The following is a 26,856-nucleotide window of genomic DNA, read 5'->3' on the forward strand; positions in this document are numbered from 1 at the left end:
GGTCACCGTCGGCGCGGTCAGGGGACGAATACTTCGGCTGTCGCCGGAACGCTCGGACGGTCGGTGCGCACGGTGAGCGCGACCCGCCCCGGGCCGGAGTCCACGTGCACGTAGAACGGCCGGGAACTCGTGTTGCCGGCGGGGATGAATTGGCTCACCGAGCCGCTCCGGCCGGTATCGAGGTTGCGCCAGTCGACGATCGCCGTGACATCACAGGCCAGGATGGTCGGCGCCCAATTGCCCAGCGGGGAGAAGCCCTGCGTGATCCGCAGTTCGATGGAATGAGCAGTTCCCGGAAAGACGTGGTACCGGTCCAGGGGGCCGTCGTAGGCGACTCCGGCGGCACTCAACATGCCGACGCAGATACCGTTGCCCACCGTCCACGCCGGGGCGGTCCGGACCTCTGTCATGGCGCAGGTACGGGGTCCCACATTCGACACCCCGAGCTGGCAGGGGTCGGCCGCGGCGGCGACGCCCGGCGCTGTCACGGCCATCGCGGCACCGACGAGTCCGGTCGCTGCTGTCGTGGCCAATTTCCGTGCGATCGTCATGCACAAATGATCGTGCATCGCCTCGCCTTCATTACGTTTCGCTCCGCCACGGGCGGGTCGATTCGCACGGACGGGTTGCTCGCCGGCCTCGAAACGCATTCGCCCGTCACGAAGCGGCGGCTGTCGGCCGGCGGTTCCCGTGGCACCAGGTTCGTACCGCTACCGGATCGTAGCGGCGCCCGTCTCCCGATCTCGTGGAAGTCGCCGGGGCGGTGCTGTCTCCGGGCGGCCGTGGAGACCGAATCGAGCCTGCTGTTCACGCTGGTAACACCGTAGAATTAGGCTATCGAACCGCGCATCGGTCCGGCCACTCGGAAGGCAGGTGCAGCAATGACGCATCACAATGATCCCCTTGCCGCCGGCATGCACACCGCCCACGCCTGGTTGCGGGCCGTCGCCGACGATCTGGGGACCGAGGATCTCACCTTCGCGCTGCGTGCGCTGCGCGCATGGATGCACACCGTCCGGGACCGGATAGGTGTGCCCAATTCCGCCCATCTCACCGCCCAACTGCCCGATTTCCTGCGCGGGATCTGGTACGAGGGGTGGGTACCGAGCCGGGTACCGGGCAACCACGGCGTCGCCGAGTTCGTCGACGAGTTCGCGGAGCGCGCCGGGATCTCGGCGGGCGATGTCTCGTTCACCGCCGGCTGCGTCACCTCCGCGCTGGACCGGATGATGTCGCCCGGCCAGCTGGATCATGTGTTCGCCGTGTTCCCGGATCGCCTCGGTATCGTGCTGCGCGGTGAGCGGCCGATGGCCGAAGCCTGACGCAGGCCGCCCACCCCGATCCCGCGGATCCACCGAGCCGAAGGGACGGATATGCGCACCACATCGAACGAGATCTGGCCGGCCCTGCGGGTGGACGACTGGGCCGATACCCGCGACACCCTGCACATGTGGATGCAGATCGTCGGCAAACTCCGGCTGGCCCGTGCCCCGATGGTCAATCACTGGTGGCAGGTGACCCTCTATATCTCCGCGCGCGGTTTGACCACCTCGGCGATCCCCTACGACCGCGGGACGTTCGATATCGAATTCGATTTCATCGACCACCAGCTACTCATCCGGTCCTGCACCGGCGCGCGGCACCGGATCAATCTGGAGCCCCAGACCGTGGCCGCGTTCTACGAAGAAGTGATGGGCGCGCTGCACGCGCTGGGTATCGACATCACGATCCTGGCCCGACCGGTGGAGGTGGAACGCGCGATTCCGTTCGCCGAGGACACCACGCACGCGGCCTACAACCGGGACCACGCCAATACGTTCTGGCGCCAGCTGGTGGCCGCCGACCGCGTCCTGAACCGGTTCCGCGGGGAGTTCTCCGGTAAGGCCAGCCCCGTGCATTTCTTCTGGGGTGCGATGGACCTGGCCTATACCCGCTTCTCCGGGCGCACCGCCCCGCCACATCCGGGTGGCGCCCCGAACTGCGCCGACTGGGTCATGGTCGAAGGCTATTCACACGAGCTGGCCAGTACCGGCTTCTGGCCGGGTGGCTCATCCGAGGGCAGTTTCTACGCCTATGCCTATCCGGAGCCCGGCGGGTACGCGGACACCCCGATCCGGCCGCAGGCCGGCTACTACGACGCCTCCGTCCACGAGTTCCTGCTGCCGTACGAGGCCGTGCGCACCGCCGACGAGCCCGAAGCCACCCTGCTGGAGTTTCTCCGGTCCACCTACGCTGCCGCCGCCGACGCCGCCGGCTGGGACCGTGAGCACCTGGATACGGTGCTACCCCGGGCGCGGTGACCCGGGCATCCGCCGCGGCGCGGCGAGCGTGACGAGGCATCGATCCCGCCCGCGGATCGGCGCTACCCGAGACCGATCGGCGGCTGCTGCGCGGCCGTAGGGGGCTCGTCCAGCGTGGCGAATCTCCTCTGATCGACCTAGCCTGGACAGGGTTTACCGATCGGTATACCCAGGGAGGTCGAGACATGACGACAGCCGAGACCATGCGCGCGGTGCGGATCGCGCGCCATGGAGGGCCGGAGGTGCTGGAGCGGGCGGAGGTTCCCGTACCCACCCCGGACGCGGGTGAGGTGCTGGTCCGGGTACACGCGGTAGCGCTGAACAACACCGACCTGTGGACCCGCGAGGGCGCCTACGGCCGCCCGGAAGACCCGCGGGCACGGTCGGGCTGGCGCGGCCCGATTGATTTCCCGCGCATCCAGGGCGCCGATATCGCCGGCCGGATCGCGGCGGTCGGGCCGGGGGTCGATGAACGCCTGGCCGGTCGCCGCGTGGTGGTGGACCCGGCGATCTACGACCGCGAGGGGCCGGACGCGAACCCGGTGGGATTGATGGGCAGCGAACGCGACGGCGGTTACGCCGAATATGTGACAGCGCCGGCCACACACGCGCACGACGTGACGGAATCCCCGCTGACCGACGATCAGCTCGCGAGTTTGCCGACCGCCTACGGCACCGCGCTGGGCATGATCGAACGGGGCCGGGTGCGGGAGGGGGAGACCGTGCTGGTCTCCGGAGCGTCGGGTGGTGTCGGCCTCGCACTCGTCCAGATCGCCCGCGCGCGAGGTGCCCGGGTCATCGCCATCAGCAGCGGATCCAAGAGCGATTCGGTCCGTGCGGCGGGCGCCGACGAAGTCGTCGACCGCACCGGAGATATCGCCGAGCAGGTCCGCGCCACCGCCCCGGGAGGCGTCGATGTGGGACTCGACGTCGTCGCCGGCGAGCTCGTGGCCGCGGGGCTGCCGTTGCTCCGCGAGGGTGGCCGGTGGGTGGTCGCCGGCGCGCTCGGCGGCTACGACGTGCACTTCGACGTGCGGCGGCTCTACCTGCACAACGCGCAACTGATCGGCTCCGCGATGCATACCCCCACACACTTCCGCCACCTCATGGACCTGGCCGTCCGCGCCGGAATCCACCCGGTCATCGCCGCGGCCTACCCGTTGGAGCAGGCTGCCCTGGCGCAAGAACAACTCGCGCGCCGGGAGCACGTCGGCAAGATCGTCCTGAACCCGTAGCCGGCGGCATTCCCGCATCTCCCGTTCCGGCGCGCACCGCGCCACCCTTCGACTCGGGCAGCGAGACGGTCGATGGAACGCGCTGCCTGCCAACCGATCCGGATGCAGTTCTCCGTCCGGCAACAGATCGGATGGGCGCGACGATGGTCCCTCGGACACCACAACTTCGGCGGAGGGATACAGAAGGCGATGACGCAGCTGACGAGAGGACAGAACGGACCGCTCGCCCACACCGAGTTGCTGGTCTCGGTCGAGGTCGCCGCGACGGCGGATCTGGCCGCGATGCTGGTCACCGAGCGGGGAGTGGTGCGTTCGGAGGCCGATTTCGTGTTCTACAACCAGCCCGCCGGACCGGGGGTTCGATTGCGACCCGGACCCGACGGGCAGCCGGGAAAACTGGCGCTTTCGTTGTCGGCCGTTCCGGCGGATATCGCACAGGTCCGGGTAGTGATCGCGCTCGACACGGTATCCGGCGGGCTTCCCGCCCCGGCCACCACCGTGACCGATAGCGCCGGAACCCCCCTCTACGAGTATCGGATGGCGGATCTCGGCAGGGAAAAGGCTGTTGTGGCGGTCGAGTTCTATCGCCGTTCGGGGGGCTGGAAGATCCGGGCCGTCGGCCAGGGATACGCGGGCGGCCTTGCGGAATTGGCAACCGATCACGGAATCGATGTGAACGAGAAGCACCCGGGCAGCGGTCCCACGCACACCGCGCCGGTGTCCGCCGCCGAGATCCGCACGGCCCGTGGGGAAGAGACGCTGTCGCTGGAGAAGCGCGTCGCGCTCGACCTGCGTAAGCGTGAGGTCGCCAAAGTACTGGTCGGCAAGGGAGTCTGCGGCGTTCGTGCCCGGGTCGTCCTGGTCCTCGACAAGACGGGCAGTATGCGACGTCTCTACAGCGCCGGAACGGTCCGACGGGTCGTCGAACGTATGCTCCCGATCGCGGTACAACTCGATGACGACGGCCGCATCGAGCCCTACCTCTATGCCGCCGACTACGCGAGACTGCCCGATATCACGGTGGACGGCGCCGAGGCGTGGTCGGCCGAATATTTGCATCTGCGCGGCCGCCACGGCGGTATCGACTACGCGGAGATCGGCGGCGCCAACAACGAGCTACCGGTGATGCGCGAGATCATCGCCTCGGTGAATCGCCATCGGCAACCGACGCTGGTCCTGTTCTTCACCGACGGTGGATTCCGGCAGAAGGCGAAGATCACCGCGCTCATGCGGGAAGCCTCCGTGCTCCCCGCGTTCTGGCAGTTCATCGGACTCGGCCACGCCGACTACGGACTCCTGCACACGCTGGACACGATGACCGGACGCCGGGTCGACAACGCCGGCTTCTTCTCGGTCGACGATATCGACACGGTGACCGATGCCGACCTCTACAACCGGCTGCTCGGCGAGTTCCCCGATTGGCTGAGCGCGGCGGAATCCGCCGGAATCCGCGGCGGCGCCGGCTGATCGGCGGTCGGGTCGCGCCGACGGGCCACCCGGGTCAGCTCATCGCGCCTCCCCCACTCCGGCACCGATCGGCGACCGACCGTGCCGCGTCGCCGACCGGGGTATCGGCGACCAGAACGAGGTATGACGTGCCGAGATCGTGCAGGCCGTTGATCGAGCATTCATAGCCGATCCGGTGCGCTACTTCGCGAACCCACCGGATCGCGCGTGTTCGCTCGGCCGGAGAGGTGCGCCCGGCATCACACACGATGAGGAGGCGGCGGGCGGCGAGAGCGGTCGCCGTCGCGGTCGCCTTCTCACACAACCGATTTTCGTGAATTCGCGCCCTTGTCGCCCGGAGGAGCAACCGGAGGCGCACTCGGCCGCCGCGGGGCCCGCCGAACAGGTAATTCACCACCGCCCGATCGATAACGACGAGGACGACCGCTTCGGAGCCGACCCGGATGCCGGCGGTGACCGGCTGCGCGGGCGCCGGGGCCCGACCATCCGGCCACGCCCGCGACACAGTCGAGGAGCCGGTATGGCTCGCCGGGATCCCACCGCGATGGAACTCCGCGAAGATCGCGTCCACCAGGTGGGTCGGCGGGCCGGCGCACATCGGCGACCGGCCGGCATCCGCATCCGGGAATGGGCGGAACGTGCTGCGCCGAGGCCGCGCATACGCCCTGCTCCTAGGGTTCCTTTTCGTCGCGATCACGGTTGCCGTGCCTGTCTTTGCCCGCGAGAGGTGTCCGGGCGTCGAACAGCGCCTCGATACGCGCCTTGATCTCGGCGGTGCCGAAATTCGACTCCCGCTCGTTTCTTCGGTCCGCTATTCCTGGTGCAGTCATGGTTACTCCGAAATATAAAATCGCACGGCTCATCGCCGTGAACTGTTACACGTCCGCTCGGTGACAGAAAATTATCCCGGAAAGAATCCGGATACGAGCGACGACGGAAAAATCAACCGTCTCGCGTTACGATTCGACGGAGGACGAGCCGAGAAGGCTTCCGGTCCGAGTTCTATCCACTACCGGGATGAGCAGGACCTCCGTCGACGTGGGAACCGTTTCAGCGCTTCTTCTTTCGTACGATAACCCTCGACTGCTCCTGCCGCTCACGCTTCACTGCCCGGCGCTGCTCCAGGGTCGACGAGGGTTTTTTCAGCGATTTCCCGCGCGATTTATCAGCCACTGTCGCTCCTTTTTCCGAAGTTCCATCCGACCGACCTCGACCATACGTCAGAAAAAATAAAAAGCCAGTCCGGTGGGACCACTGCCGCCGGACTCCTCGGCCGCCGGACTCGCAGCGCCACCGACCGGCCCGAGGGCGCCACGTCACTCGTCGGCAGCGACCGGGAATCGAGCGGTGTGTGCGGGAGAGGACTGCGCGGCGAGGAGCTGCAGTGCGTGGGCCGAGCCCGATCCCGGTTCTGTGTCGTACACGAACAAGGTCTGTTCGGGGTCGTCACCGGGTGAGAGCGCCTGGTAGGTGATCGTGACGTCACCGACGAGCGGGTGGTGGTACCGCTTCGTGCCGACGCTGCGCTCGTGTACCCGGTTGCGGGCCCAGAGCCGCCGGAACTCGGGGCTCCGGATCGACAGATCGCCGATGAGCCGCGCCAGTCCGGGGTCTTCCGGATGCCGGCCGGCGTCCATCCGGAGCATGGCGGCGGTGTCGGCGGCGACCTGTTCCCAGTCCACATAGAGCTCGCGGGCGTGCGGGTCCAGGAAGACGAAACGGGCCTGGTTGCGTTCGGTCTCGGGCACTCTGTCGAAGTCGGCGACCAGGAGCGCGGCGAGGCGGTTCTGCCCGAGGACGTCGAGCCGGCGTCCGAGCACGAAGGCGGGCCGCAGCGCGGTCTCGAGGGTATCGAGCAGGGTCCGTGTTGCCGGGTGCAGCCGCTGCCGCCTGACCGCCCGCCGGCGGCGGGCCGGGGCGGGCCGCGCGATCGTGTGCAGGTGTGCGCGCTCGGCGTCGTCGAGCCGCAGTGCGTCGGCCAGGGCGTCGAGCACCTCGGGGGATGCGCTCTTGCTGCGTCCCTGCTCGAGGCGGGTGTAGTAGTCGACGCTCACGCCGGCCAGCATCGCGAGTTCCTCGCGCCGCAACCCCGCCACGCGCCGCCGGCCGGCGTCGGCGATACCGACCTGGTCCGGGGAGAGCCGGGCGCGCGCCGCGCGCAGGAAATCGGCCGGGCGGGACTCCAGATGATCCGACATGACTCCAGTGTCCCGCTCTCGATGGCCTGCCGACGGGGGCGAGGGGTGCCCAGTTTGTCCCAGGAAACTGTGGGCCTTCAGCACCTCCCCGGGCCCGGCGACGATGGACGAGTCGTGATTCCGCGGCAACTCCTACGGAAAGGAACCCACTCCATGTCTGTCTGGATGATCACCGGCGCCGGCCGCGGCCTCGGTCTCGAGATCGCCCGCGCCGCTCTGGCCGGTGGCGAGCAGGTCGCCCTGGGCGCGCGCCGCCCCGAGACCCTGCCCGTGGACGTCCGCGACCACCCGAACACGCTGCCGGTACGGCTCGATGTGACCGATGGGACGCAGATCGCGTCGGCGGTGGCCGAGGTCGTCGACCGGTTCGGGTCGATCGACGTACTCGTCAACAACGCCGGCCGCGGGCTGCTCGGCACGCTCGAGGAGATCACCGGCGCCGAGGCGCGTTCGCTGTTCGACGTGAACGTGTTCGGCCTGATCGACACCACCCGCGCGGTCCTGCCGATCATGCGCCGGGCGGGCAAGGGCAAGCTCGTCCATATCGGGTCGCGGTCCGGATTCGAAGGCGAACCGGGCGTGAGCATGTACTCCGCCGCCAAGTTCGCCGTCGCCGGGATCAGCGAGGCCCTCGCGTCCGAGCTGGAGCCGTTCGGCATCCAGAGCATGGTCGTCGAGCCCGGTGTCTTCCGCACCGACTTCCTCGACGCATCCTCGGTGCAGCTGCCCGGGCGCCGTATCGCCGAGTACGACGGGACTCCGGCTCACGTCACACTTGACTGGGTGGAGGAGGCAAATCACACGCAGCTCGGCGACCCCGTCAAGGGTGCCGCTTTCATCTACCGGGTCGCGTCGGGCGAGCGACTTCCACTACACCTGCCGGTCGGGCAAGACGCGCTGGACCGTCGCGTCGTGCTGACCGAGCGCATCGAGCGCGAGATCGCGCCGCTGCGCGAGGCCTCGGCCGCTACCGCCCACACCGGGAGTGCGTGATCCCGTGCCGGGGCGCCGCGAGCCGTGCCCGGTCGCGCTCGGCCACCCCGAGCGGGCCGGTCCCACGGTGCCGGTCAGCACCGCCGACGAGGAATTGCCCGACTGTCATGAGCCGGGACAGAGCAAGGATCGATGTCACACGACGGAATAGCCGTCGAACGGGCCGACGTTGCATCCGCTTGTGACCGATACATCGCAGCTCGTGGACGGCCTGTTCGAACCGTTCGAGGTGAAGTCGCTGCACCTGCGCAATCGATTCGCGATGGCGCCGATGACTCGGATGTTCTCGCCGGACGGTATCCCCACCGTGGACGTCGCCGAATATTATCGGCGCCGCGCCGCGGGCGGTGTCGGGCTTATCATCACCGAGGGCACTTACATCCCCGACCCGGCCGCTGGACCCCATACCTCGGTGCCGCGCCACTACGGGGAGCAGAGCCTCGCCGGCTGGAAAGCGGTGGTCGACGCCGTGCACGCGGAAGGCGGGCAGATCATCCCGCAGCTGTGGCATCTCGGGGTCGGTCGCGGTAACCGACCCGAGCTGAATCCCGAGATCGAATCCGTCAGCCCATCCGGCCTCGGCCTCGACGGCACCGCAGCCGGGCGCGCGCTGACCGTATCCGACCTCGAGGCATTGCGAGACGCCTGGGTCGGCGCCGCCGTCAACGCGAAGGCCACCGGATTCGACGGCATCGAACTGCACGGGGCGCACGGCTACCTGCTCGATCAATTCCTTTGGGACCGAACCAATCTCCGCTCCGACGACTACGGCGGCACGCTCGAGGCCCGCGTTCGTTTTCCGGCCGAGGTCGTCGCGGCGATCCGCGAAGCCGTCGGCCCCGACCTGGCGATCGTGTACCGGTACTCGCAATGGAAATCCAGTGACTACAACGCACGTATCGCGGCGACACCCGCCGAACTCGCCCGCGTGCTCACCCCGCTCGTCCGGGCGGGGGTCGACGTTCTACACCCGTCCACCCGGAGGCACTGGGAACCGGCCTTCCCCGAATTGTCCGGCACGGATGGCGAGCTGGGGCTGGCCGGATGGACCAAGAAGATCACCGGGCTGCCTACGATCACCGTCGGTTCGGTCGGTCTCGACGAGGTGTTCACCACCTCCTTCACCGGTAGGGGAGATTCCGGCGTCACCGGTATCGATCGACTCCTGGAACAGCACGCACACGGTGAATTCGATCTCGTCGCACTCGGCCGGGCCCTGCTCGCCGACCCGGAGTGGGTCCGGAAGCTTCGGGAAGGGCGCAGCGACGAACACATCGCCTACCGGCAGGAACACCAGAGAACGCTGACGTAGAACGCGCACGCGGTGCCGTGGACCGCGCCGGCGAGAGAAGGGCCTGCATCCAATGGATGCAGGCCCTTCTCGACCGCGCATGTCACCCGTGGACCAGCTTGCGACGCAGGCCCTCGGTGGCGACGACGAGGGCCGGGACGAGGGTCAAGTGCGTGATCGACAGCGCGACCGTGGACGCGGTGTCGAAGTCGGCATTCACGGTCATGCCGATGGTGGCGACGGCGAGCGCCGAACCGATCACCGCGGCGACGCGCAACACACCGATCCACCTGTAGGACAGCAGTACGGCCGCGCCGAGCCCGATCAGCATGGGGACCACGGTCATCATGATGATTCCGCCGGGGGCGACACTCTGCACCCGGCCCGCGTCGGTCATCTCGAATGTGCCACCGGCGGCCGCGCCGATCAGCCAGACGACGAGGTTGGCCACGAGAGCGGCGCCGATCGCGCCGAAGAGGGCGACGGGACGATTCAGTGCGGGGATACGGGCGGCGGTGCCGGCGAGTGTGGTCGCGATGCTCATGATGATCTCCTGAAGCTGTGAAGTTCGCGTGAGACCATCTTGAAACCTAAACTAATATTTAGGTCAATATCGCCGGCCCGCAGCGTGTGCCAGATCACTCAGCGTATGGCTTCGACCCGGCACTCGGCAGCGGCGGGCCGGCCCGCGAGACGGTGATGTCGCGATCCCGCCAGCGACGAAACCCGCCACTTCATACCGTCGGCCGATGTGAATACTGATCCTTCCGCAGGGCCGGATGCCGGCAATCACCTACACGGTTCCGTCGTCCTGTTCATGTCCGTCGCGGCCGCACTCGGCACCTCCACGATCTATCCACTGCAACCCGCGATCGCGGATGTGGCGCAGTCTCTGGACTCGCAGATCGCCGCGGTCGGACTCGCGCTCGCGTGCGGACCCGCCGGTTACCTGGCAGGCCTCGGCCTGCTCGTCCCACTGGTGGACCGCTTCCCACCCGGACGGGTTCTCGCGCTCCAGTTCGCCGTCCTGGCAGGAGCACTGGCGGTGTGTGCGGCGGTGGACGATGTGTGGCGACTGGGGATGGTGACCGGTGTGGTCGGAGCCTGTTCGGCAGTGGGCGCGGGCCTCAGTTCCGTGGCCGGCCGATTCGCTACACCGCGTCGGCGCGCGACGATCCTGGGAATCGTGACCGCCGGAATATCGGTGGGGATCCTCGCCGGCCGGATCGCCGGCGGGTGGCTGGCCGACGAAATAGGCTGGCGTGGCATGGTTCTCGTATTCGCCGCGTTCTGTGCCGTATTCGCGGCATCCTGTGCGGTGGTGCTGCCGGGTACACGGGGTGCCGGTGAGCGCGGCTATATCGCGACGCTGCGCTCGCTGCCCGGGCTGTTCGTGCGGTACACCGAGCTCCGGGTCGCGGCGATATGCGGCGCGATGTGGTTCTTCGCGTTCTGCGCGGTGTGGGCCGGGCTCGCGGTCGCCCTCTCGAAGCCGCCGTTCTCGTACTCCGCGGAGCAGATCGGCCTCTACGCGGCGGCCGGGCTGTCGGGTATTCCGGCAGCCCGGCTCGCCGGCGCCTGGGCCGACCGGGTGGGCGCCACGCGCGTCGTTCTGGCGGGGCTGGCGCTGGCCGGAGCGGCCGCGACCGTCGCGGCATTCACCCTCACCGACACCCTCGTAACACTGGTCTGCCTGGCACTTTTCGATGCGGGTCTCTTCGCCGCACAGGTGGCGAATCAGAGCACCGTCCTATCGATCGACCCGGCCGCTCCGGCGCGGTTCAACAGCGTGTACATGCTGGTGTACTTCGTCGGCGGAAGCCTCGGGTCCGCCGCCGGTGCCGCAGCCGTCGACCGGTTCGGCTGGGCGGCAACGGCTTCACTCGCCGCGGCAGCCGTCGGGATCGCCGCCACGATCGTCGTGATCACGTCTGTTCGACATTCCCGGGCGACGGCAGATATCCGATGACTCGGACCTGCCGTCTCGGCGGGGCCGTCGTCCGCGGCGACGCCGGATCGACCGGCACCCGGCCGGCTAGACCGTGACGACGATCTTCCCGGTATGGATTCCCTTCTCGAGGTGCCGGTGCGCCGCCACGACGTCGTCGAGGCCGAACACCTCGCCGATCGCGGGACGCAGCGCGCCGAGGCGTACACCGGCGTTCAGGAAGGCCGCCATACGCCGCACCACCACGGCGTCGAGAGTGTGCTCGAAACTCCGGTAGCCGTGGATCGTGAGCGATGTGCCGCCCGGGAAGGACGCCGGCCGCGGATCCAGGAAGCCCGCGGCGACCAGCGTGGCGCCCGGGCGGGCCGCCGCCAGGAGATCCTGCTGGCCGGGGCCCATGACGAGGTCGAGGACGATATCGGCGCCGGTTCCGCCGGTGTGGTGACGGACGGCTTCGGCGATACCCGCCTGGTCGGTGGCGATGACCGCGGCGGCGCCGGCGGCGATCAGGTCGTCCTTCTTCGCGGCGTGCCGAGTGACCGCGAGGGGCACGGCGCCGATCTGGTTCGCGATCTGCATCGCCGCCCGGCCGACACCGCCGGACGCGGCAGTGATGAGGACGTGGTCGCCGGGACGCATCCCCGCCTTCTCGACGAGCGCGCCATAGGCCGTGGAGTACGCGACCCAGATCGCCGCGGCCTCCGCGACGCCGAGCCCGGCCGGCCGGGCGAGGACGCGGCTCGCGGGGACGGTGGTGTATTCGGCGTAGCTACCCCGGACGCTCGCGTCGGGAACGGCCGTCAGGACGACCGGATCGCCGGCCTCCAGCCCGCTGACCTCGGGGCCCACCGCGTCGACGATGCCGGTTCCTTCGACGCCGAGGCGGGCGTGCGGCAGGGCGACGGCCGCGGGCATACTGCCGGAACGCATCATCAGGTCGAGCGGGTTGACGGCGAACGCTTCGATCCTGACCCGGACCTCGCCGGCTGCGGGCTCGACGATCGGTTCCTCGACGATGCGCATGACATCCGGTCCGCCGAACCGGTCGAACACGACGACTCGTGACATGGTGATTCCTCCGTATCCAGCGCTGAATGCGCTGCTCCAGAACGCTACGGAGCCGTGCGTTACCTCCTGGTACCTTCGAATTCCATGCAGAACACCGCCGGACCGGCCTTCCTCGCCGACTGCCCCACCCGCCTGGCGGTCGAGATCATCTCCGACAAATGGGCCGTGCTCGTGCTCTTCGGGCTCAGCCGGCAACCTCACAGGCACGGGGAACTCGTCGACCTCATCGGCGGCATCTCGCGCAAGGTCCTCACCCAGACGCTGCGCCGACTCCAGCAGTACGGTCTGGTCGAACGTCATGCCGAAGCGCCACGGCGGGTCGTGTACGGCCTCACCGACCTCGGCCGGACCCTCGTCGAGCCCATCGAGGTCCTGACGAGCTGGGCGCGGGACCACGGCGGGGCGATCGCCGACTTCCAGGAAGCGAACCGGAACCTCGCTTCGGATCAAGCACACCCGGCCGGTTGATCCCGGCGATGGCCGGATCCACCCGAGTACTCCCGCAGGACCCGGCCGGGAGGCATTCGAGCATCGGAGCCCGGTGCGTAGCACCGAACCGTTTCCGGCCGGACGCGGCGGAGCGCGGCGACTAATATTCCGGAGATGTCGTTGCCGAGTGATATGCGTGCGTTCAATCGGTCCGTGGTCGAGAATTTCCGCGCCGAAGGCGGGAAGATCACAATGGAGGGGATGCTGAAGGGGTCCGACCTCGTTCTACTGACCACCGTCGGCCGGAGTAGCGGGCGGCAACATATCGTGCCGCTCGGGTACCTGACCGACGGTGACGATCGAATCGTGTTGTGGGCGTCCAATATGGCCGCGGCCGAACACCCGGCGTGGTACCGGAATCTGGTCGCCGAGCCGCAGGTCATCGTGGAGCGGCCCACCCCGGCCGGTATCGATCTGTTCACCGGTACCGCGCACACCGCCGTGGCGTCCGAACGGGAGCGACTGTTCGCGATGCTGGCCGACCGGTTCCCGCATATGGCCGCACATCAGCAGCAGACCGAACGGGAGATCCCGCTCGTGGTGGTGGAACGAGTCTCGGGCCGCGCCGACTAGCGTGTCGCGTGGTCCGGGCGAACATGATCCCTGCCCGGTGCGGTCCGACAGCTGTCACGTGGCGGTGAATGCGGGCAGGGTGAGCGCCGAATGCGCGGCCCGGCCCGCGGCCGCGGGTAGCGAAACGAGCTCGCGCAGTGCCGCGTTCCGCTGTGCCAGGGCTTCGGCGGTAGTCGGGAACAGACTCGCCTCGCCCTCGGTGACCAGTTCCTGATTCAGGCGCACGAATTCCCGCATCCCGCGTTCGTACGCGCTGAACGCGGCCGGGTGGCCGGGGTTCGTGGCGAGTTCGCCGGCCAGCATGTACGCGCCGACCAGGGCCACGCTCGATCCTTGGCCGGTGAGGAAAGACGGCGCGTACGCGGCGTCGCCGACCAGGGCGACCCGTCCCGACGACCAGCGCGGCAGGTGGATCTGACTGACGACGTCGAAGAAGAGATCGTCGGCCGCACGCATATCGGCGATCATCCGCGGAATCTCCCATCCGTCGCCGGCGAAGACCGAGGCCACGAGGTCACGCTGGGCGACCGGATCCCGGAACGCGTCGAACGGGGGGTCGGTGCGGGCGAAGTTGAGGAAGCCGTGCAACTGCGGGCCGTCACCGACGGCGTAGAGGGCCGCGGACCGGCCGGGCGTGTTCCACAGGACGCCCTCCTGCGCGAGACCGAAATCGTTGGTCATGGTGAAACCGGCGAAGCAGTAGCCGAGGTAGTGATGGAACTGTTCCTCGGGACCGAAGAGCAGGCTCCTGATATTCGAGTGCAGGCCGTCGGCGCCGATGACGAGATCGAAGGTGCGCCGGGTTCCGCTGCGGAAAATCACGTCCACGCCGAGGTCGTGTTCGCGGAGGGTGCGGACGGAATCGTCGAAGAGGAATTCGACGTCGTCACGGATTGCGCTGTACAGGATTTCGGTGAGGGCGCCCCGGGGCACCTCCAGGTCGCGCCCCGCTGTTCCGCCGGCGAGCGCGTCGGGCCGGACCGCGGCGATCGGGCTGCCGTCCGGGTTCAGGAAGGTGATCCGGCGCGTATCGATATGCGCGGCTCGGAGCTGCGGCAATACGCCCATATGTGCGACCACCTCCAGCGCGGTACCGCGGATGTCGATGGGGTAACCGCCACCGCGGGGCGCGCTCGCCCGCTCCACCACCGTGACCTCGAATCCGTACCGGTCGAGCCAGTACGCCGTCGCGGGACCGGCGATGCTCGCGCCGGAGATCAGGACACGTGACACGGCTGCTGCACGATCTGGAGCGGCGCGGACTCGTCCGCCGGATCACCGACCCCGACGATCAGCGGGCCCGCCTGATCGAACTCACCCCGGACGGCGCGGCGGCCGCGGACCGCTACCTCCAGGGGATGCTCGGGTGGTTCACCGGGGCATTGGCCGGCTGGTCCGACGAAGACCGCCGCACTTTCGGCGGGCTACTCGGCCGATTCGTCGATGACCTCACCGCGCACCTGAAGGTCGTCGAGGACAGCCCGTAGGCCGTCGGCATTCCGGCCGGCCGACTCGCGCCGAGAGCTGTTCGGCGGCGGCCGATCTCGCTTCACCGAGAAATGCTCGCCATGATTCTGGACCTGGGTCCGCCGGCGGTCGTGCCATAGTGTTCGGTCGCCCTTGCCTGTCACCGCAACCGCGGGACCGCCTCGTCGTCGCGGCGTCCCCGGTCGTCGGCCGACCGGCTCGAGCGCAGCTCGAATCGTCGCCGGCACCGCGCCGCACATCGTATGGCCGGCCGACCTCCCAGAAGGAGTCCGATGTCTTCCGTGCGTGGCCCCGCGATCGGGTTGTCCGTCTTCGGTGTTGCCGCAGTGTGTTGCCTGAGCCTGGTCATGACCACCGCGCGTGGACCGGCCACCGAGGCCGACACCGAATACGCGGCGGTCTTCACCGATATCTCCGGGCTCACCGCCGGTAGCGGTGTCCAGCTGGCCGGAGCCCGGATCGGAACCGTCACCACGATCGATGCCGCCGACGATGCCACGGCCCGGGTGGAATTCACCCTGGGCCGCGACCGGCCGGTCCTGGACACCACGCACGCCGCGGTCCGCTATCAGAGCCCGCTCGGACAGTACTACCTGGAGCTGTTCGAGTCCGGTCCCGGAGGGACCGTGCTCGCTTCCGGGGCAACGATTCCGCGCGAGCGGACTGCGCCCGGTGTCGACATATCGCGGCTGTTCGACGGATTCCGGCCATTGTTCACCGCGCTCGACCTCGAAGAACTGGGCCGGGTGGCGGAGAACGTGGGCCGGGTCCTGCAGGGCGACGGCGCGGGCATCGGACCGGTACTGACGGCGCTGGGCGATCTGCTCCAGTACGCGACGAACGAGCACGCCGCCGTGGCGGTGTTCATTCACAATCTGGGGAAGATCGCCACCGAGTTCGGCGGTATCGCCGAACAGGTCGGCGAACTCATCGAGGGGATCGCCGCCCTGGTGGGCCTGTTCGACGACGCCGCGAAACTGGTGAACTCGCTGTTCGCGGAGGATACGAGCCTCGATTCGGAGGGCGGGCTCCTCGCCGGGCCGGAATCTCTTTCCGAAGACGCCTACCCGGCCCTGCACGAGCAGTTACGCGTACTCGCTTCTCGCCCCGACCAGCTCGTGGAGGTCCTGTCGCTGAAGCCGGAACTGATCAACGGCCTGAACTCGGACCATCCGGGAGGAAGCACGGAATCCGCGGCCACCTGTTCGACCTGGCCGTTGACCCCGGTCGGCCTCGCCGGAACGCGGCAACGGGCGGTGTGCCGATGAAGCGCACCCGGCCGGGCCGGATCGAATCCAGGCCCTCCCCCCTCCGCGGATCCCGCTGCCGCACCGGCATTTCCGTAGTCAGTGAGGACCCTCAGTGAGCGATACCACGGAGACCGGCGCACAGTGGAAGCTCGAGGAACAGCGCGCCCCGGGTTCGTTGGCCACCGTATCGGCGTGGGGACTCGCCGCGGTCGCGTTCGTCGTCCTGGCGGCACTTCTCGGCTGGCGCTGGTACTCCGCCCAGCATGAGCTCGACGACCTACGCGCCCGCATCACCGATCGCGACCGGGTGGCCGCCGTCGCCGCCGACTACACGAAACGTTCACTGACCTATGACTTCCGCAGCCTCGACGCCTTCTTCGCCGGAGTCCGGCAGGGAACAACCGCCGCGTTCGCCCATCGCTACGACACCGTCGGCGACACACTCGCGAAGGTGATGACCGAGGCGGAGGTCGTCGCCCAGGGCGAGGTCGTGAGCACCGCGGTCGACGCCGTCGACGCGGACAACTACATCGTCACCGTTTTCGCTACCCAGCAGACCCGTAACGTCCGGCATCCGGAACCGGTCGACGCCCCCACCCTGGTGACCGTCGGTGTGCAACGCGTCGGGAACGAATGGCTTGTCGCCGACTACCGCCCGCGATGAGGACGCCGGGCTCCCGGTGCCCCGCGTGATATCTGTGCGGATCCGCATGGGTGTGGAGCGGTCACGGACCCGGGCACGCCTGGAACCTCGCCCGCCGCGTCCTCATCCGTCGTTCCCAGAGGTGGCCGACGAGAGCCGAACCCGCCACAGCGCGAACGCACCGAGGGCCGCGGCGACCGATCCGATGGCCAGTGCGAGGAAGCCGCCGACGATCCCGTATCCGGTGCCGGGCCCGCCCTCGGCGGCGAGGACGACCAACCCGCCGAATACCAGACCGGCCACCCCTGCCACCAGTGCGGCGACCGCCGAGCGGTGTCCGGCGCGGCGGACGACGGCGCGGGCGCCGATCACCGCACCCGCGAGTCCCACCGCCACACCCACCAGGGACCAGAAACGTCCGGCGGTCAGCCCGGCGGCGTCCGACTGCGCCAGGATCTCCGAGGTGACGAGTAGCTGACGAACGGACATGACGTCCTCCTTCTCCGACGACTGTTACGTGGCCATCGTCGCCGCCGAGTCCGTCTCCGGGCGTCGTGCGCACGGAGGCATTCCGGTTGCCGCCGGGGGCGTAGCCGGCGGCGGGAGTACTGCGTCCGCAGTAGCCGGCGATCATCCCCGTGCACGATCTCCCCGCGCGCACATCGGGCTAGGGTGCAGCAATGGAAAGGCTCCGGAACTGGGCGGTCGCCGCGGGCATCGCGGTGTTCCAGCTGGTCTCCGGTGTGTCCGGGCCGCCGGTCGGCTGGGTGCTGCTGGTCGTCGGCGGGCTGGCGCCGGTCGCGGCCGGCCGGGCGCCGGTCGCCGTGCTGGCCGTGACGGGGTCGACCGCGTTGGCGTATCAGGCTCTCGGGGTGGACGTACCCGCGGTCGCGTTCCTGGTCGCCGTGTACGCGGCGGTCCGCGCCGGGCGCTGGGCGGCGGCCGCGGCGGGGTCGGTGGTCATGGTGGCGGCCATGCCCTTGGCGCTGCTGATTTCGCCGCGCGGACTCCTGGTGAGCGAGGCGCTCATGGAGTCCCGGGACGTGCTGCAGTTGGCGTGGCTGGTCGCCGCGGGCGCGGCGGGCGAAGCATTACGGCAGGCCGAGCGGCGCGCCGACGAAGCCGAACGTACCCGGGAGGAGACCGCGCGGCGCCGGGCCGACGAAGAGCGGTTGCATATCGCGCGGGAGCTGCACGATTCCCTGACCCACCAGATCTCGGTGATCAAAGTGCAGGCCGAGGTGGCCGTCCACTCGGCCCGACGGCGCGGCGAGCAGGTGCCCGACGCGCTGTCGGCGATCCTGGAGGCCGGGCGGGAGGCATCCCGGGAGCTGCGGGCCACCCTGGCGGTCCTGCGTGACGACCGCCCACCGTCGTACGGACTCGATCATGTCGCGGAGCTGGTGGACCGGGTCCGCACCACCGGACTGGATGCGACATTGACGGTTGCCGGGCGGCCCGACACCCTGCCGGTGGCCGTGGACCGGACCGCGTACCGGATCATCCAGGAGTCGCTGACCAACATCACCCGGCACTCCGCCGCCGGGACCGCGACGGTCCGTATCGATTACCGCCCGGACGCTGTGGTGATCCGGGTGGACGACGACGGTCGAGCCACGCCGGACATCAGGTCCGAGCCGGGTGTGGGACTGCTCGGGATGCGGGAACGGGTCACCGCCCTCGGCGGCCGGTTACACGCCGCGCCCCGCGGCGAGGGCGGGTTCACCGTCCGGGCCGAACTGCCCGTGGAGCGGACGCCGTGATCCGTGTTCTGCTGGTCGACGACCAGCCGCTGATCCGCAGCGGTTTCCGGGCACTGCTCGAACTGGAAGACGATATCGAGGTCGTGGCCGAGGCGGCCGATGGCGCACGAGGCGTCGAGCTGGCTCGCGAACACCGGCCCGATATCGCGCTGGTGGATATCCAGATGCCGGTCGTGGACGGCATCGAGGCGACCCGGCGTATCGCCGCGGACCCGGCCCTGGCCGGAGTGCACGTCGTAATACTGACCAACTACGGTCTCGACGAGCACGTCTTCGACGCCCTGCGCGCGGGCGCGGCCGGATTCCTGGTCAAGGACATCCACCCGGAGGACTTCCTGCACGCCGTCCGGGTCGCGGCCCGCGGTGACGCGCTGCTCGCGCCGTCGATCACGCGCAAGCTGATCGACCGGTATGTCAGCCGGCCGCCGGCCCCGGACGTGATCGCCGGAACGGCCGGACTGACCGCCCGTGAGCGGGAAGTGGTCGTCCTCGTCGCGCGCGGTCTTTCGAACGGTGAGATAGCCGCCCACCTGGTGATCAGCCCGCTGACCGCCAAAACCCACGTCAACCGGGCCATGACCAAACTTCATGCCCGCGACCGCGCCCAGTTGGTGGTCCTGGCCTACGAATCCGGCCTCGTGATCCCGCGCCGGGCGTGATCTGCCCTCCCCCACCCACGAGCGTGCGGCATCACCCGGCCGGGCGCCCCGGATCGTGCTCGACAGCGGACTATCCGGCCGAATCGATCAGCAGGTGTTCCATACCGTTCGCCTCATCGGAGTACTTGTGGAGTCCGACGACCGCCACGAAATCGTGGTCGCCGACACTGCGCTGCAATGGGCTCCAATTGTCGGCGAGATACCGGCCCGCGCCCGCGGTGCCGCGCCGGCCCAGTCCCCCGCAGTACACCCAGTATCGACCGGGGTGCAGATCGGGGCTCGGCCGCACTCGCGCGATGATCCCGACATCGACGACGTCGTGCGCGTCGAAGCGGCGTCCGTCGCTGAGTTCCACGCGCCGCGGGTAGAAACTGCCGCCGGTCGCGCGGTCGTCGACAGTGAACAGCGGACGTTCGGCGATTTCGGCGTATCTGCGGAGACAGTCGTTGCCGCCCAGCCCGAAACTGATGAAGGGCCGGTCGTAGGGCGCGGCGATGTCGCGGTCACTCCGTATCCGGACCGGAATACGTGTATGCCGCTGCAGCAGATCGAAAACGTACAGCAGACCGCGGAGGTCGCTCTCCAGGACGACCAGCGTTTCCGCGGGCTGCCGGGGCGCGTGGGCACCCTCCTTCCTGCCGAAAAGACTCCGGCGCGCGAACCCCGGCGTTCGCCGGTCGTCCACCGGCTCGGCCGACTCGAACGAGGAATGCACGAGAAGCGCTCCGTCCGTGACCATCTCGGCACCGAGAAATGCCTCGAGTACGGCATCGACGTCGGTGGCACCCGCGGGCCGGGGCCGGCCGGGGGCCGGGGACGACCCGGCGATCCGGAACAATCCTTCGACCGTCCAGCCCGGGAACATCTTCTCCAGGACCCGGCAGTGATAGTCGCGGGGTAGCCCGATCATGCGTCCGGAGAGCCACTGGTAATACTGGGCTTTCGCGGGCCCGTGGCCCGGGGGGATGGGCGGGTCGAGCTGGGCCGCGCACCTGTCGTACGCGGCCAAGAAATCCGGATGGCTCTTCAGATGCCGTTCGGCCAGCAGAACCTTCAACACGGTTGCCAACGAAAACCCCCTTTACCCCGGCAGTCTCCGTCCACTGTGCCGGAGACCCGAGCACCGCCGGTTCGACCACGGCGGGGCCGGGCCGCCGAGCGAACCTGCCGACGACCCGGCACCCCCAGGTATCACATATAGGTGTAGCCGAGGCCGTTACTGCTTCGACCCGAGCCCATGACGGTGACCGGCACTGTGCCCGCGGACCCCGCGGGGCCACCGCGGTGATCTGCGTGCCGGAGATTGCTGGTCCCCCGCGCCGTGGTGACGGTCACCGCGGCGGTACCGGTCGAACCGCCGGGGGCGATGGCCGTGATCCGGGCCGGGGAATCGAGGGTGAAGGCGGTGGCGGTGGCGCCGAAGCGAACAGTGGCGGGGCAGGGAAACCCGTGCCCGTGATGGTCACGCTCGTGCCCCCGGCCGTGGGGCCGGAGGTTGGGGACAGAGATGTGATGGTAGGCATGGTGCATGCTTCCTTGTTTCCGAGGTGATGTCCTTCGCTGTACCGAGTGATCTACTCGAGCTCTCATAGCCGCCCGCTCTTACATTAGGCGCCTGGACCTGTTGCCGCGCAATGCATCTCACGATCCGTTTTGGTCCGTTTTCGTCCGTTTTCGGATAGCCGGCGCGGCGGCGGAACCACCGCGGCGCCACCCGTTCCCACCGCGCGAACCGACATCGGTGAGAGCTCACAAACCCGCACCGGAGAGAGTCCGGGTACGGTGACATCCACCCCCGATCACGGTGCGGTATTCCTGCTGAGAAACGAGGATGTGCTCGATGACATCTACCGCCGAAAAACTGGCCGACCTGCGTAAGAAGCTGGAGCTCGCGCAGGAGCCGGCCGGAGAGGCGGGAGCCGCCAAACGAGCACGTAAGGGCATACCGTCCGCCCGCGACCGCATCGAGATGCTGCTGGATCCGGGCACCTTTGTGGAGATCGGTGCTCTCGTGCGAAATCCGGCGGACAAGGACGCCCTCTACGGCGACGGGGTGGTCACCGGCCGAGGCCTGGTGGACGGCCGGCCCGTCGCGGTGTTCTCCCATGACCAGACCGTGTACGGCGGCACCATCGGCGAGATGTTCGGCCGCAAGGTCGCCGCGATCATGGACCTGGCGGGACGAACGGGCTGCCCGCTGGTCGGGATCAACGATTCGGGAGGCGCGCGCGTCCAGGAGGCCGTGACGTCGCTGCGCTGGTACGGCGAGTTGGCGACCAAGATGGAACCGCTCTCGGGTGCGGTACCGATGGTCTCGCTGATTCTGGGCAACTGCGCGGCCGGCGCGGTCTACCAGCCGATCTGCACCGATGTCGTGGTCGCCACGAAGAGCGCGCACATGTTCGTCACCGGACCCAAGATCATCGAGGACGCCATCGGTGAGAAGGTGGACATGGAGGAGCTGGGCGGTGCCTACAACCAGGCCGCCTACGGCAATATCCACCATGTGGCCGAGGACGAGGCAGCCGCCTTCGCGTGGGTCCGCAACTACCTGAGCTATCTGCCGTCGAGCGCTGTCGAACTGCCGCCGATCGTCAATCCCGGACTCGAGCCGCAGGTCACCGAATCCGATCTGGCGCTGAACACGCTGGTCCCCGACTCGGACAACGCGGTCTACGATATGCACGACGTGCTGTTGCGCATCTTCGACGACGGCGAGTTCCACGAGATCGGCGCGGCCGCCACCAAGAACCTGATCACCGGTTTCGCCCGCGTCGACGGTCACCCGGTGGGTGTGGTCGCCAATCAGCCGACCGTGCTGGCGGGCGCGCTCGACGCCAAGGCCAGCGACAAGGCCGCGCATTTCATCCACATCTGCAATGCCTTCGAGATCCCACTGGTGCTGGTGGTCGACACCCCCGGCTTCCTGCCCGGCGTGGAACAGGAGAAGGTCGGCGTCATCAAGCGCGGCGGCCGGTTCCTGTTCGCCTATGTGGAGGCCACCGTCCCCAAGGTGACCGTGGTGGTCCGCAAGGCCTACGGCGGCGGGTGGGCGGTCATGGGCGCCAAAGCTCTCGGCTGCGATATCTACCTGGCCTGGCCCACCGCGCGCATCGCGGTCATGGGGGCCGAGAGCGCAGTGGGCCTGACCCAGCGCAAGGTCCTCGACGCGACCCCCGAAGACCAGCGCGGCGCGCTGCGACAGCAGATGATCGACTTCTACAACGCGACCGTCGCGACCCCGTGGATCGCGGCCGAACGCGGCTACATCGACAGCGTGATCGAGCCGTCGGCCACCCGGCTGGAGCTCCGGCGCGCCCTGCATCTGCTCCGCGACAAGAAGGTCATCCGCTACCCGCGCAAGCATCACCTGCTGCCGCTGTGAACAGGCGGTGGTGCCGGGCATCACCGCCAATGTAACGAACAGGCATCGGCGAACGAAAGACGCAGCAGCGCACGCATTCCAGCGCGGCGCGTGGAATTCGGAAGACGATCCGTACGCGGATGCCGTTCGATGACCAGGACCGACAACCAAGAAAGATAGATATGCCTGGCTTCCTGAAATACATCCTGTGGCTCAACATGCTGGGCATGCTGTCCGGGGCCTACTACTGAACCGGCCGCGACAGGGCCGGATCCGGTGGCGGATTCCATCGACAGCGAGTAGATGACGCTCTATCGGGCCGGTCGGCGGATCACGATCGCGCCGCCGGCCGGCCCGCGCCGCCGCCGGGCCGGGCGCCGGCGCGAAACCCGGTGCCACGGGCGAGGAGCGGCGCGAGCCGGCCGGGAAAAGTGCGGCCGGCGCTCATGTGTCAGCCGGCGCGCAGGGGTGCACCGACACGGTGCAGGTGGGCCAGCGCCTCCCGGTACGACGCGACCAGTCCGGTCTCGTGGTAGGGCACGCCGATTTCGGCGCAATAGTCACGAACTATCCGTTGCGCGTGACGAAGATTCGGCGTCGGCATATTCGGGAACAGATGGTGCTCGATCTGATAGTTGAGGCCGCCGAGAGCGAGGTCGGTCAGGACGCCGCCCCGGACGTTACGGGAGGTCAGCACCTGTCGGCGCAGGAAGTCGGGGCGGTCGTCACCGGTCAGGGTCGGCATGCCCTTGTGGTTCGGGGCGAAGATACAGCCCATGTACAGGCCGAACAGCGCCTGGTGGACAGCGAGGAACGCGAAGGCCTTGTCCACGGGCAGAACCGCGAACACCGCGGCCAGGTAGACGGCGAAGTGACCGAAGAGCAGGGCGCCTTCCAGCCAACGATGCTTCACCGATCGATTCCTGAGCGCTCGTATGCCCGCCACATGAAGATTCAGGCCCTCCAGCAGCAGTAGCGGGAAGAACAGGAATGCCTGCGCCCGCCCGAGGAGACGAGGCAGACCGCGGCTGGCCCGAGCCTGCCGCTGTGACCAGAGCAGAATATCTGGCGCGACATCGGGGTCGAGTTCCTCGTGGTTCGGGTTCGCGTGATGGCGGGTGTGTTTGTCCTGCCACCAGCCGTAGGCCAGCCCTATCCCGGCATTGCCGACCACTCGGCCCACGATCTCTGTCGGCCGCCGCAGCCGGAAGACCTGGCGGTGCGCGACATCGTGCATGACAAGTGCGACCTGAGCGAACGCCACGGCCATGAACGCCGCGATCATCAGCGTCCACCACGAGTCACCGACGAGGACGAATGCCGCCCAGCCGGCCACGAACGCGACCGCCACCAGGCCGAGCCGGACGGTGTAGTAGACGGGCCGCCGGTCCATCAGTCCGGCGTCGGAGATCCGGCGCAGCAGGCGGGAGTAATCACCGTCGGCAGCGCCGCGGCGTGGTGATCGTGGAGAGGACTGGGATATCAAGGCCGGTGTCGTCATAGATCTTCCTGAGAGTTGAGACAAGGACGCCACCTCCACCCGTTCGGCTGCCGACCGGTCGACGTCGGTCGGAGATCTGGTCGAGCCGGTCTCGGGTGCAGGGTCGGGCTGACGAATTCGATGAAACCGACGCTATCGGCCGGATTCTCGTCCCGGGTAATCCTCTGGTATGAGATCGGATCGCACTGTGAGGTGATATCAGCTCTTCCCGACCCCGCGGCAACCGGTGGTCGTCGAATACGCGCCGGCGGGCCGAGCACCGCACTGCCGGCGACAGCGCCCGGCGGAGCCGGTTCCCGATCAGGCGGGCATGGTCGCGTCACCGGACTCGTCACTCGGCGGCCCCGGGTCGGCGACACCGGTGCTCTTCTCCGCCGACCCGGGCGGTCCGATACCGGGCGGACGCCGGAAACCGGCGAACCTGCCGAGTTCACCGGCGCCATCGGCCATCACCTCCGCGACCGGCGTCAACTCCCCCTTGATGATGACATCCACGATGCCACCTTCCGGATCGCCTTCCTTGGGTTGCACCCGCACCACCGCCGATCCGTCGTCGAAGGTGATGAGGTCACCGCTCGCCAGATCGTTCGGGTCGACGGGCTCCAGGGCATTCTCGTCCAGCCACTCGGCGTCCGTACCGGCGTAGGCGGCCTTCCCATCGGTACCGCCCTTGTTGCTGTATGCCGCTTCGTAAGCGTCGGCGACACTCGGCCACACCTGCTCGGTGACCTTGTCCCCTTCATGGGTATACGGGATACGCCCGTCCTCGTCTCGCGCCTTTTCACCGGTCGGAGCCACCGTCCGCGGTGCGTTCGCGTCATCCTGCTGTCCGGAATCCGGCGCCGCTGTCGCCTCGCCCGGCGACTGCTGGACCGGCGGTGTGCTGACCGTCGGTTGAGCGGGCTGCGGGGCGGCAACTGGACCTCCCCGCTGCGGGCCGTCCTCGTGATACCGCTCGCGATCGTCTTCCAGATCCGCGTCCGGACCGCTGTCGGCGAGGCCGGGATCCTGCAGATTCGACATCATCAGGGGCATCAGCAGACTGGAAGGATCGAATGGCACACCACCCTGCGGAACCGCCGCGGACAGTTGATCCATCCCGATGCCGCCCTGAGGCGGCGAATCGATCTGCGCCCGTGACATCTTCGCTGCCGAGTCGTCCGACGTGTCGCCGCCGGAACCGGTGTCCGAGGCGAGGCCGGTGTCGACACCGCCCTCGGTACCGGTAGAACCGATATCGGCGACACCCGCGGGGCTCGAACCCGCCGCGGCACCCCAGGAGCCGGAATTCGCCTCGGCAGCCCTGGAACTCGGAGCCGCAGCAGGAACTTGCGAACCCGAGGCCGGCGCCGCAGCGGCTACTGGCGAACCCGAGACCGGAGCGGCAGCAGCAGCTTGTGAACCCGGGGCCGGAGCCGCAGCAGAAACTTGCGAACCCGAGCGCTCCGAACCCGAACCAGCGCGCGCCGAACCCGAAGTCGCATCTTCCGAACCAGAACCAGAACCAGCACTCGAGTCGGAGCCCGAGTCCGAGTCCGAGTCCGAAAAAGCGTCGATGGCGTATATGCCGGCACCCACGGCGACCGCGCCAACGGCAACGCCACCGGCGATCTTGAGGTTCCGACCGGAACCCGAACCATTGCCGGCTGCCGACCCGGAACCGGCACCCGAACCAGCACCAGCGCCCGACCCAGCACCCGAACCGGAACCAGCACCCGACCCAGCACCCGAACCGGAACCAGCACCCGACCCAGCACCCGAACCGGAACCAGCACCACCCGAACCGGAACCAGCACCAGCACCCGACCCGGCACCCGAACCGGAACCAGCACCAGCACCCGACCCGGCACCAGACCCGGCACCCGACCCGGCACCGGCACCCGAACCAGCACCCGAACCACTGCCACGATCCGGCGCACCCTCACGCCTACCGGCATCCGGCGCACCCTCACGCCTACCCGCATCCGGCGCACCTCCACGCCTGCCGGCATCCGGATCCGCGCCGGCACGATTGCGGTCGGGGAGGCCCGGCTCGTGCATGACCAGCAGTTCATCCCGGCCTGCCCGCCGGCTCTGTCGGTCCGCCTCGCCATCCCGGCGGGCCTGTTCTTCCGCCTCCCTATCCCGGCGAGCCTGTTCTTCCGCTTCTCTGGCCAGGCGTTCCCGCTCCAGGCGTGCCTGCTCCCGCGCCTCCTCGTCCAGGCGTCGCTGCCGCTCCTCCTCGAGGCGTGCCTGCTCCCGCGCCTCTCTTTCCACGCGGGCCTGCTCCTCCGCCTCCGCCCGGCCGTGTGCCCTTTCCCGCGCCGTGTCCAGACGGTCCTGTTCTCTCGTGACGTCGCGCTCCAGATCCTGGATCTCCCGCGCCACTCGTTGCTGTTCTCTCGTCAGCTCTTCCGCCATCCAATGGGCGTTGTTCCGCGCTCCGGACAGATCCGGCAGCACCCTTGCTTCCTGGTCGCTGTACCGGCTTTCCAGGACATCCCAGCGCGGCTGGGCTGTCACATCGCTCCGGTCCCCGGTGCCGACCGGAGTGGTGTCATTCCACTCCCGTTGCTGTTGTCTGCGCAGCTCGTCCCGCTGCGCCCGGAGTTCGTTCCGGCGTGCCTGCAGTTCCTCCAGGCCGCGT

General features: G+C 68.6%; 27 protein-coding genes. 15 read left to right on the top strand and 12 right to left on the bottom strand.

What is annotated here, in order from left to right; translation table 11 throughout:
- Positions 1-17 precede the first annotated feature (17 nt).
- Positions 18-551, bottom strand: coding sequence for a hypothetical protein (locus tag IG75_RS0122555; protein WP_245713286.1), 534 nt, complete (start codon positions 549-551; stop codon positions 18-20).
- A 330-nt stretch (positions 552-881) separates the two neighbouring features.
- Here IG75_RS0122555 and IG75_RS0122565 point away from each other — a divergent pair, with 330 nt between their 5' ends.
- The 4 genes from IG75_RS0122565 (at position 882) to IG75_RS0122580 (ending at position 5,002) form a co-directional block, all read left to right on the top strand.
- A complete protein-coding gene (locus IG75_RS0122565; RefSeq protein WP_051714829.1) occupies positions 882-1,322 on the top strand; it encodes a DUF2267 domain-containing protein in 441 nt (146 codons plus the stop codon).
- Between the two features lie 51 nt (positions 1,323-1,373).
- Positions 1,374-2,300 carry a DUF5996 family protein gene (locus IG75_RS0122570; protein WP_030523599.1) on the top strand — a complete coding sequence of 309 codons (927 nt, stop codon included), beginning with the start codon at positions 1,374-1,376 and terminating at the stop codon, positions 2,298-2,300.
- Between the two features lie 185 nt (positions 2,301-2,485).
- Entirely contained in the window at positions 2,486-3,535 is a 1,050-nt protein-coding gene (locus IG75_RS0122575; protein ID WP_030523598.1) for a zinc-binding dehydrogenase, read from the top strand.
- 189 nt (positions 3,536-3,724) lie between these two features.
- Positions 3,725-5,002, top strand: a complete 1,278-nt coding sequence (locus IG75_RS0122580; protein ID WP_030523597.1) for a VWA domain-containing protein — start codon at positions 3,725-3,727, stop codon at positions 5,000-5,002.
- Positions 5,003-5,673: 671 nt separating this feature from the next.
- Here IG75_RS0122580 and IG75_RS39245 read toward each other — a convergent pair.
- From IG75_RS39245 to IG75_RS0122595, 3 genes are all read right to left on the bottom strand, one after another.
- Complete coding sequence (locus IG75_RS39245) at positions 5,674-5,832, bottom strand: hypothetical protein (RefSeq protein WP_156059110.1); 159 nt, start codon at positions 5,830-5,832, stop codon at positions 5,674-5,676.
- A gap of 220 nt (positions 5,833-6,052) precedes the next feature.
- Positions 6,053-6,175 (bottom strand): hypothetical protein, encoded by a 123-nt coding sequence (locus tag IG75_RS40640; protein WP_265804183.1) that lies wholly within the window; start codon positions 6,173-6,175, stop codon positions 6,053-6,055.
- Positions 6,176-6,318: 143 nt separating this feature from the next.
- Complete coding sequence (locus IG75_RS0122595) at positions 6,319-7,200, bottom strand: helix-turn-helix transcriptional regulator (protein WP_030525926.1); 882 nt, start codon at positions 7,198-7,200, stop codon at positions 6,319-6,321.
- Positions 7,201-7,353: 153 nt separating this feature from the next.
- Between IG75_RS0122595 and IG75_RS0122600 the strand changes: the two genes are divergently transcribed.
- The gene (locus IG75_RS0122600; protein WP_030523594.1) at positions 7,354-8,193 is read left to right on the top strand and encodes an SDR family oxidoreductase; all 840 of its coding nucleotides are present in this window, start codon (positions 7,354-7,356) and stop codon (positions 8,191-8,193) included.
- A 181-nt stretch (positions 8,194-8,374) separates the two neighbouring features.
- Positions 8,375-9,505: an NADH:flavin oxidoreductase gene (locus IG75_RS0122605; RefSeq protein WP_030523593.1), complete on the top strand. Its 1,131-nt coding sequence runs from the start codon at positions 8,375-8,377 to the stop codon at positions 9,503-9,505.
- Between the two features lie 82 nt (positions 9,506-9,587).
- Here IG75_RS0122605 and IG75_RS0122610 read toward each other — a convergent pair whose 3' ends face one another.
- On the bottom strand, positions 9,588-10,028 hold the full coding sequence (locus IG75_RS0122610; protein ID WP_030523592.1) for a DUF6069 family protein: 441 nt from the start codon (positions 10,026-10,028) through the stop codon (positions 9,588-9,590).
- Positions 10,029-10,235: 207 nt separating this feature from the next.
- Here IG75_RS0122610 and IG75_RS0122615 point away from each other — a divergent pair, with 207 nt between their 5' ends.
- A complete protein-coding gene (locus IG75_RS0122615) occupies positions 10,236-11,453 on the top strand; it encodes an MFS transporter (RefSeq protein WP_051714831.1) in 1,218 nt (405 codons plus the stop codon).
- A 66-nt stretch (positions 11,454-11,519) separates the two neighbouring features.
- Here the strand turns inward: IG75_RS0122615 and IG75_RS0122620 are convergent, their stop codons facing one another.
- Entirely contained in the window at positions 11,520-12,500 is a 981-nt protein-coding gene (locus IG75_RS0122620; protein ID WP_030523590.1) for a zinc-dependent alcohol dehydrogenase family protein, read from the bottom strand.
- 84 nt (positions 12,501-12,584) lie between these two features.
- On the opposite strand from IG75_RS0122620, the gene IG75_RS0122625 reads away from it, so the two are divergent.
- Together IG75_RS0122625 and IG75_RS0122630 are read left to right on the top strand one after the other, a co-directional pair.
- Complete coding sequence (locus IG75_RS0122625; RefSeq protein WP_030523589.1) at positions 12,585-12,968, top strand: winged helix-turn-helix transcriptional regulator; 384 nt, start codon at positions 12,585-12,587, stop codon at positions 12,966-12,968.
- A gap of 135 nt (positions 12,969-13,103) precedes the next feature.
- Entirely contained in the window at positions 13,104-13,562 is a 459-nt protein-coding gene (locus IG75_RS0122630; RefSeq protein ID WP_030523588.1) for a nitroreductase/quinone reductase family protein, read from the top strand.
- 54 nt (positions 13,563-13,616) lie between these two features.
- Here IG75_RS0122630 and IG75_RS0122635 read toward each other — a convergent pair whose 3' ends face one another.
- Positions 13,617-14,795, bottom strand: coding sequence for an FAD-dependent monooxygenase (locus IG75_RS0122635; protein ID WP_036515022.1), 1,179 nt, complete (start codon positions 14,793-14,795; stop codon positions 13,617-13,619).
- On the opposite strand from IG75_RS0122635, the gene IG75_RS0122640 reads away from it, so the two are divergent.
- The 3 genes from IG75_RS0122640 to IG75_RS0122650 all read left to right on the top strand — a co-directional run bounded on the left by IG75_RS0122640 (position 14,789) and on the right by IG75_RS0122650 (position 16,964).
- Positions 14,789-15,049 carry a MarR family winged helix-turn-helix transcriptional regulator gene (locus tag IG75_RS0122640; RefSeq protein WP_051714832.1) on the top strand — a complete coding sequence of 87 codons (261 nt, stop codon included), beginning with the start codon at positions 14,789-14,791 and terminating at the stop codon, positions 15,047-15,049. The genes IG75_RS0122635 and IG75_RS0122640 overlap by 7 nt on opposite strands.
- A 273-nt stretch (positions 15,050-15,322) precedes the next feature.
- Complete coding sequence (locus IG75_RS36500; RefSeq protein WP_162183803.1) at positions 15,323-16,318, top strand: MlaD family protein; 996 nt, start codon at positions 15,323-15,325, stop codon at positions 16,316-16,318.
- A gap of 94 nt (positions 16,319-16,412) precedes the next feature.
- Positions 16,413-16,964 (top strand): hypothetical protein, encoded by a 552-nt coding sequence (locus tag IG75_RS0122650; RefSeq protein WP_051714834.1) that lies wholly within the window; start codon positions 16,413-16,415, stop codon positions 16,962-16,964.
- 102 nt (positions 16,965-17,066) lie between these two features.
- Here the strand turns inward: IG75_RS0122650 and IG75_RS0122655 are convergent, their stop codons facing one another.
- Positions 17,067-17,432, bottom strand: coding sequence for a DUF6223 family protein (locus tag IG75_RS0122655; RefSeq protein ID WP_030523583.1), 366 nt, complete (start codon positions 17,430-17,432; stop codon positions 17,067-17,069).
- 191 nt (positions 17,433-17,623) lie between these two features.
- On the opposite strand from IG75_RS0122655, the gene IG75_RS0122660 reads away from it, so the two are divergent.
- Both IG75_RS0122660 and IG75_RS0122665 read left to right on the top strand, forming a co-directional pair.
- Positions 17,624-18,706, top strand: a complete 1,083-nt coding sequence (locus tag IG75_RS0122660) for a sensor histidine kinase (protein ID WP_030523582.1) — start codon at positions 17,624-17,626, stop codon at positions 18,704-18,706.
- Positions 18,703-19,365 carry a response regulator gene (locus IG75_RS0122665; RefSeq protein ID WP_030523581.1) on the top strand — a complete coding sequence of 221 codons (663 nt, stop codon included), beginning with the start codon at positions 18,703-18,705 and terminating at the stop codon, positions 19,363-19,365. The genes IG75_RS0122660 and IG75_RS0122665 overlap by 4 nt, the downstream gene beginning before the upstream one ends.
- 70 nt (positions 19,366-19,435) lie before the next feature.
- Here the strand turns inward: IG75_RS0122665 and IG75_RS0122670 are convergent, their stop codons facing one another.
- Both IG75_RS0122670 and IG75_RS40915 read right to left on the bottom strand, forming a co-directional pair.
- A complete protein-coding gene (locus tag IG75_RS0122670) occupies positions 19,436-20,434 on the bottom strand; it encodes a hypothetical protein (RefSeq protein ID WP_156059108.1) in 999 nt (332 codons plus the stop codon).
- A gap of 262 nt (positions 20,435-20,696) precedes the next feature.
- Positions 20,697-20,888, bottom strand: a complete 192-nt coding sequence (locus IG75_RS40915) for an IPT/TIG domain-containing protein (protein ID WP_210436836.1) — start codon at positions 20,886-20,888, stop codon at positions 20,697-20,699.
- Between the two features lie 317 nt (positions 20,889-21,205).
- Between IG75_RS40915 and IG75_RS0122680 the strand changes: the two genes are divergently transcribed.
- A complete protein-coding gene (locus IG75_RS0122680; protein WP_030523578.1) occupies positions 21,206-22,750 on the top strand; it encodes an acyl-CoA carboxylase subunit beta in 1,545 nt (514 codons plus the stop codon).
- A 430-nt stretch (positions 22,751-23,180) separates the two neighbouring features.
- Here IG75_RS0122680 and IG75_RS0122690 read toward each other — a convergent pair whose 3' ends face one another.
- Both IG75_RS0122690 and IG75_RS39250 read right to left on the bottom strand, forming a co-directional pair.
- Complete coding sequence (locus IG75_RS0122690) at positions 23,181-24,230, bottom strand: fatty acid desaturase family protein (protein ID WP_030523577.1); 1,050 nt, start codon at positions 24,228-24,230, stop codon at positions 23,181-23,183.
- A gap of 300 nt (positions 24,231-24,530) precedes the next feature.
- A complete protein-coding gene (locus IG75_RS39250; protein WP_156059106.1) occupies positions 24,531-25,292 on the bottom strand; it encodes a hypothetical protein in 762 nt (253 codons plus the stop codon).
- Between the last annotated feature and the right edge of the window lie 1,564 nt (positions 25,293-26,856).

It is taken from the genome of Nocardia rhamnosiphila NBRC 108938 (genome assembly GCF_000720425.1).
Lineage (GTDB): Bacteria > Actinomycetota > Actinomycetes > Mycobacteriales > Mycobacteriaceae > Nocardia > Nocardia rhamnosiphila.

Coding starts and splice junctions, on each gene's coding strand:
- IG75_RS0122595 (WP_030525926.1), bottom strand. CDS start 7,200: ATGTCGGATCATCTGGAGTCCCGCCCGGCCGATTTCCTGCGCGCGGCG.
- IG75_RS0122610 (WP_030523592.1), bottom strand. CDS start 10,028: ATGAGCATCGCGACCACACTCGCCGGCACCGCCGCCCGTATCCCCGCA.
- IG75_RS0122655 (WP_030523583.1), bottom strand. CDS start 17,432: ATGTCCGTTCGTCAGCTACTCGTCACCTCGGAGATCCTGGCGCAGTCG.
- IG75_RS0122620 (WP_030523590.1), bottom strand. CDS start 12,500: ATGTCACGAGTCGTCGTGTTCGACCGGTTCGGCGGACCGGATGTCATG.
- IG75_RS0122630 (WP_030523588.1), top strand. CDS start 13,104: ATGTCGTTGCCGAGTGATATGCGTGCGTTCAATCGGTCCGTGGTCGAG.
- IG75_RS36500 (WP_162183803.1), top strand. CDS start 15,323: ATGTCTTCCGTGCGTGGCCCCGCGATCGGGTTGTCCGTCTTCGGTGTT.
- IG75_RS0122565 (WP_051714829.1), top strand. CDS start 882: ATGACGCATCACAATGATCCCCTTGCCGCCGGCATGCACACCGCCCAC.
- IG75_RS40915 (WP_210436836.1), bottom strand. CDS start 20,888: ATGCCTACCATCACATCTCTGTCCCCAACCTCCGGCCCCACGGCCGGG.
- IG75_RS0122625 (WP_030523589.1), top strand. CDS start 12,585: ATGCAGAACACCGCCGGACCGGCCTTCCTCGCCGACTGCCCCACCCGC.
- IG75_RS0122555 (WP_245713286.1), bottom strand. CDS start 551: ATGACGATCGCACGGAAATTGGCCACGACAGCAGCGACCGGACTCGTC.
- IG75_RS0122600 (WP_030523594.1), top strand. CDS start 7,354: ATGTCTGTCTGGATGATCACCGGCGCCGGCCGCGGCCTCGGTCTCGAG.
- IG75_RS39245 (WP_156059110.1), bottom strand. CDS start 5,832: ATGACTGCACCAGGAATAGCGGACCGAAGAAACGAGCGGGAGTCGAAT.
- IG75_RS0122680 (WP_030523578.1), top strand. CDS start 21,206: ATGACATCTACCGCCGAAAAACTGGCCGACCTGCGTAAGAAGCTGGAG.
- IG75_RS0122690 (WP_030523577.1), bottom strand. CDS start 24,230: ATGACGACACCGGCCTTGATATCCCAGTCCTCTCCACGATCACCACGC.
- IG75_RS0122660 (WP_030523582.1), top strand. CDS start 17,624: ATGGAAAGGCTCCGGAACTGGGCGGTCGCCGCGGGCATCGCGGTGTTC.
- IG75_RS0122570 (WP_030523599.1), top strand. CDS start 1,374: ATGCGCACCACATCGAACGAGATCTGGCCGGCCCTGCGGGTGGACGAC.
- IG75_RS0122575 (WP_030523598.1), top strand. CDS start 2,486: ATGACGACAGCCGAGACCATGCGCGCGGTGCGGATCGCGCGCCATGGA.
- IG75_RS0122580 (WP_030523597.1), top strand. CDS start 3,725: ATGACGCAGCTGACGAGAGGACAGAACGGACCGCTCGCCCACACCGAG.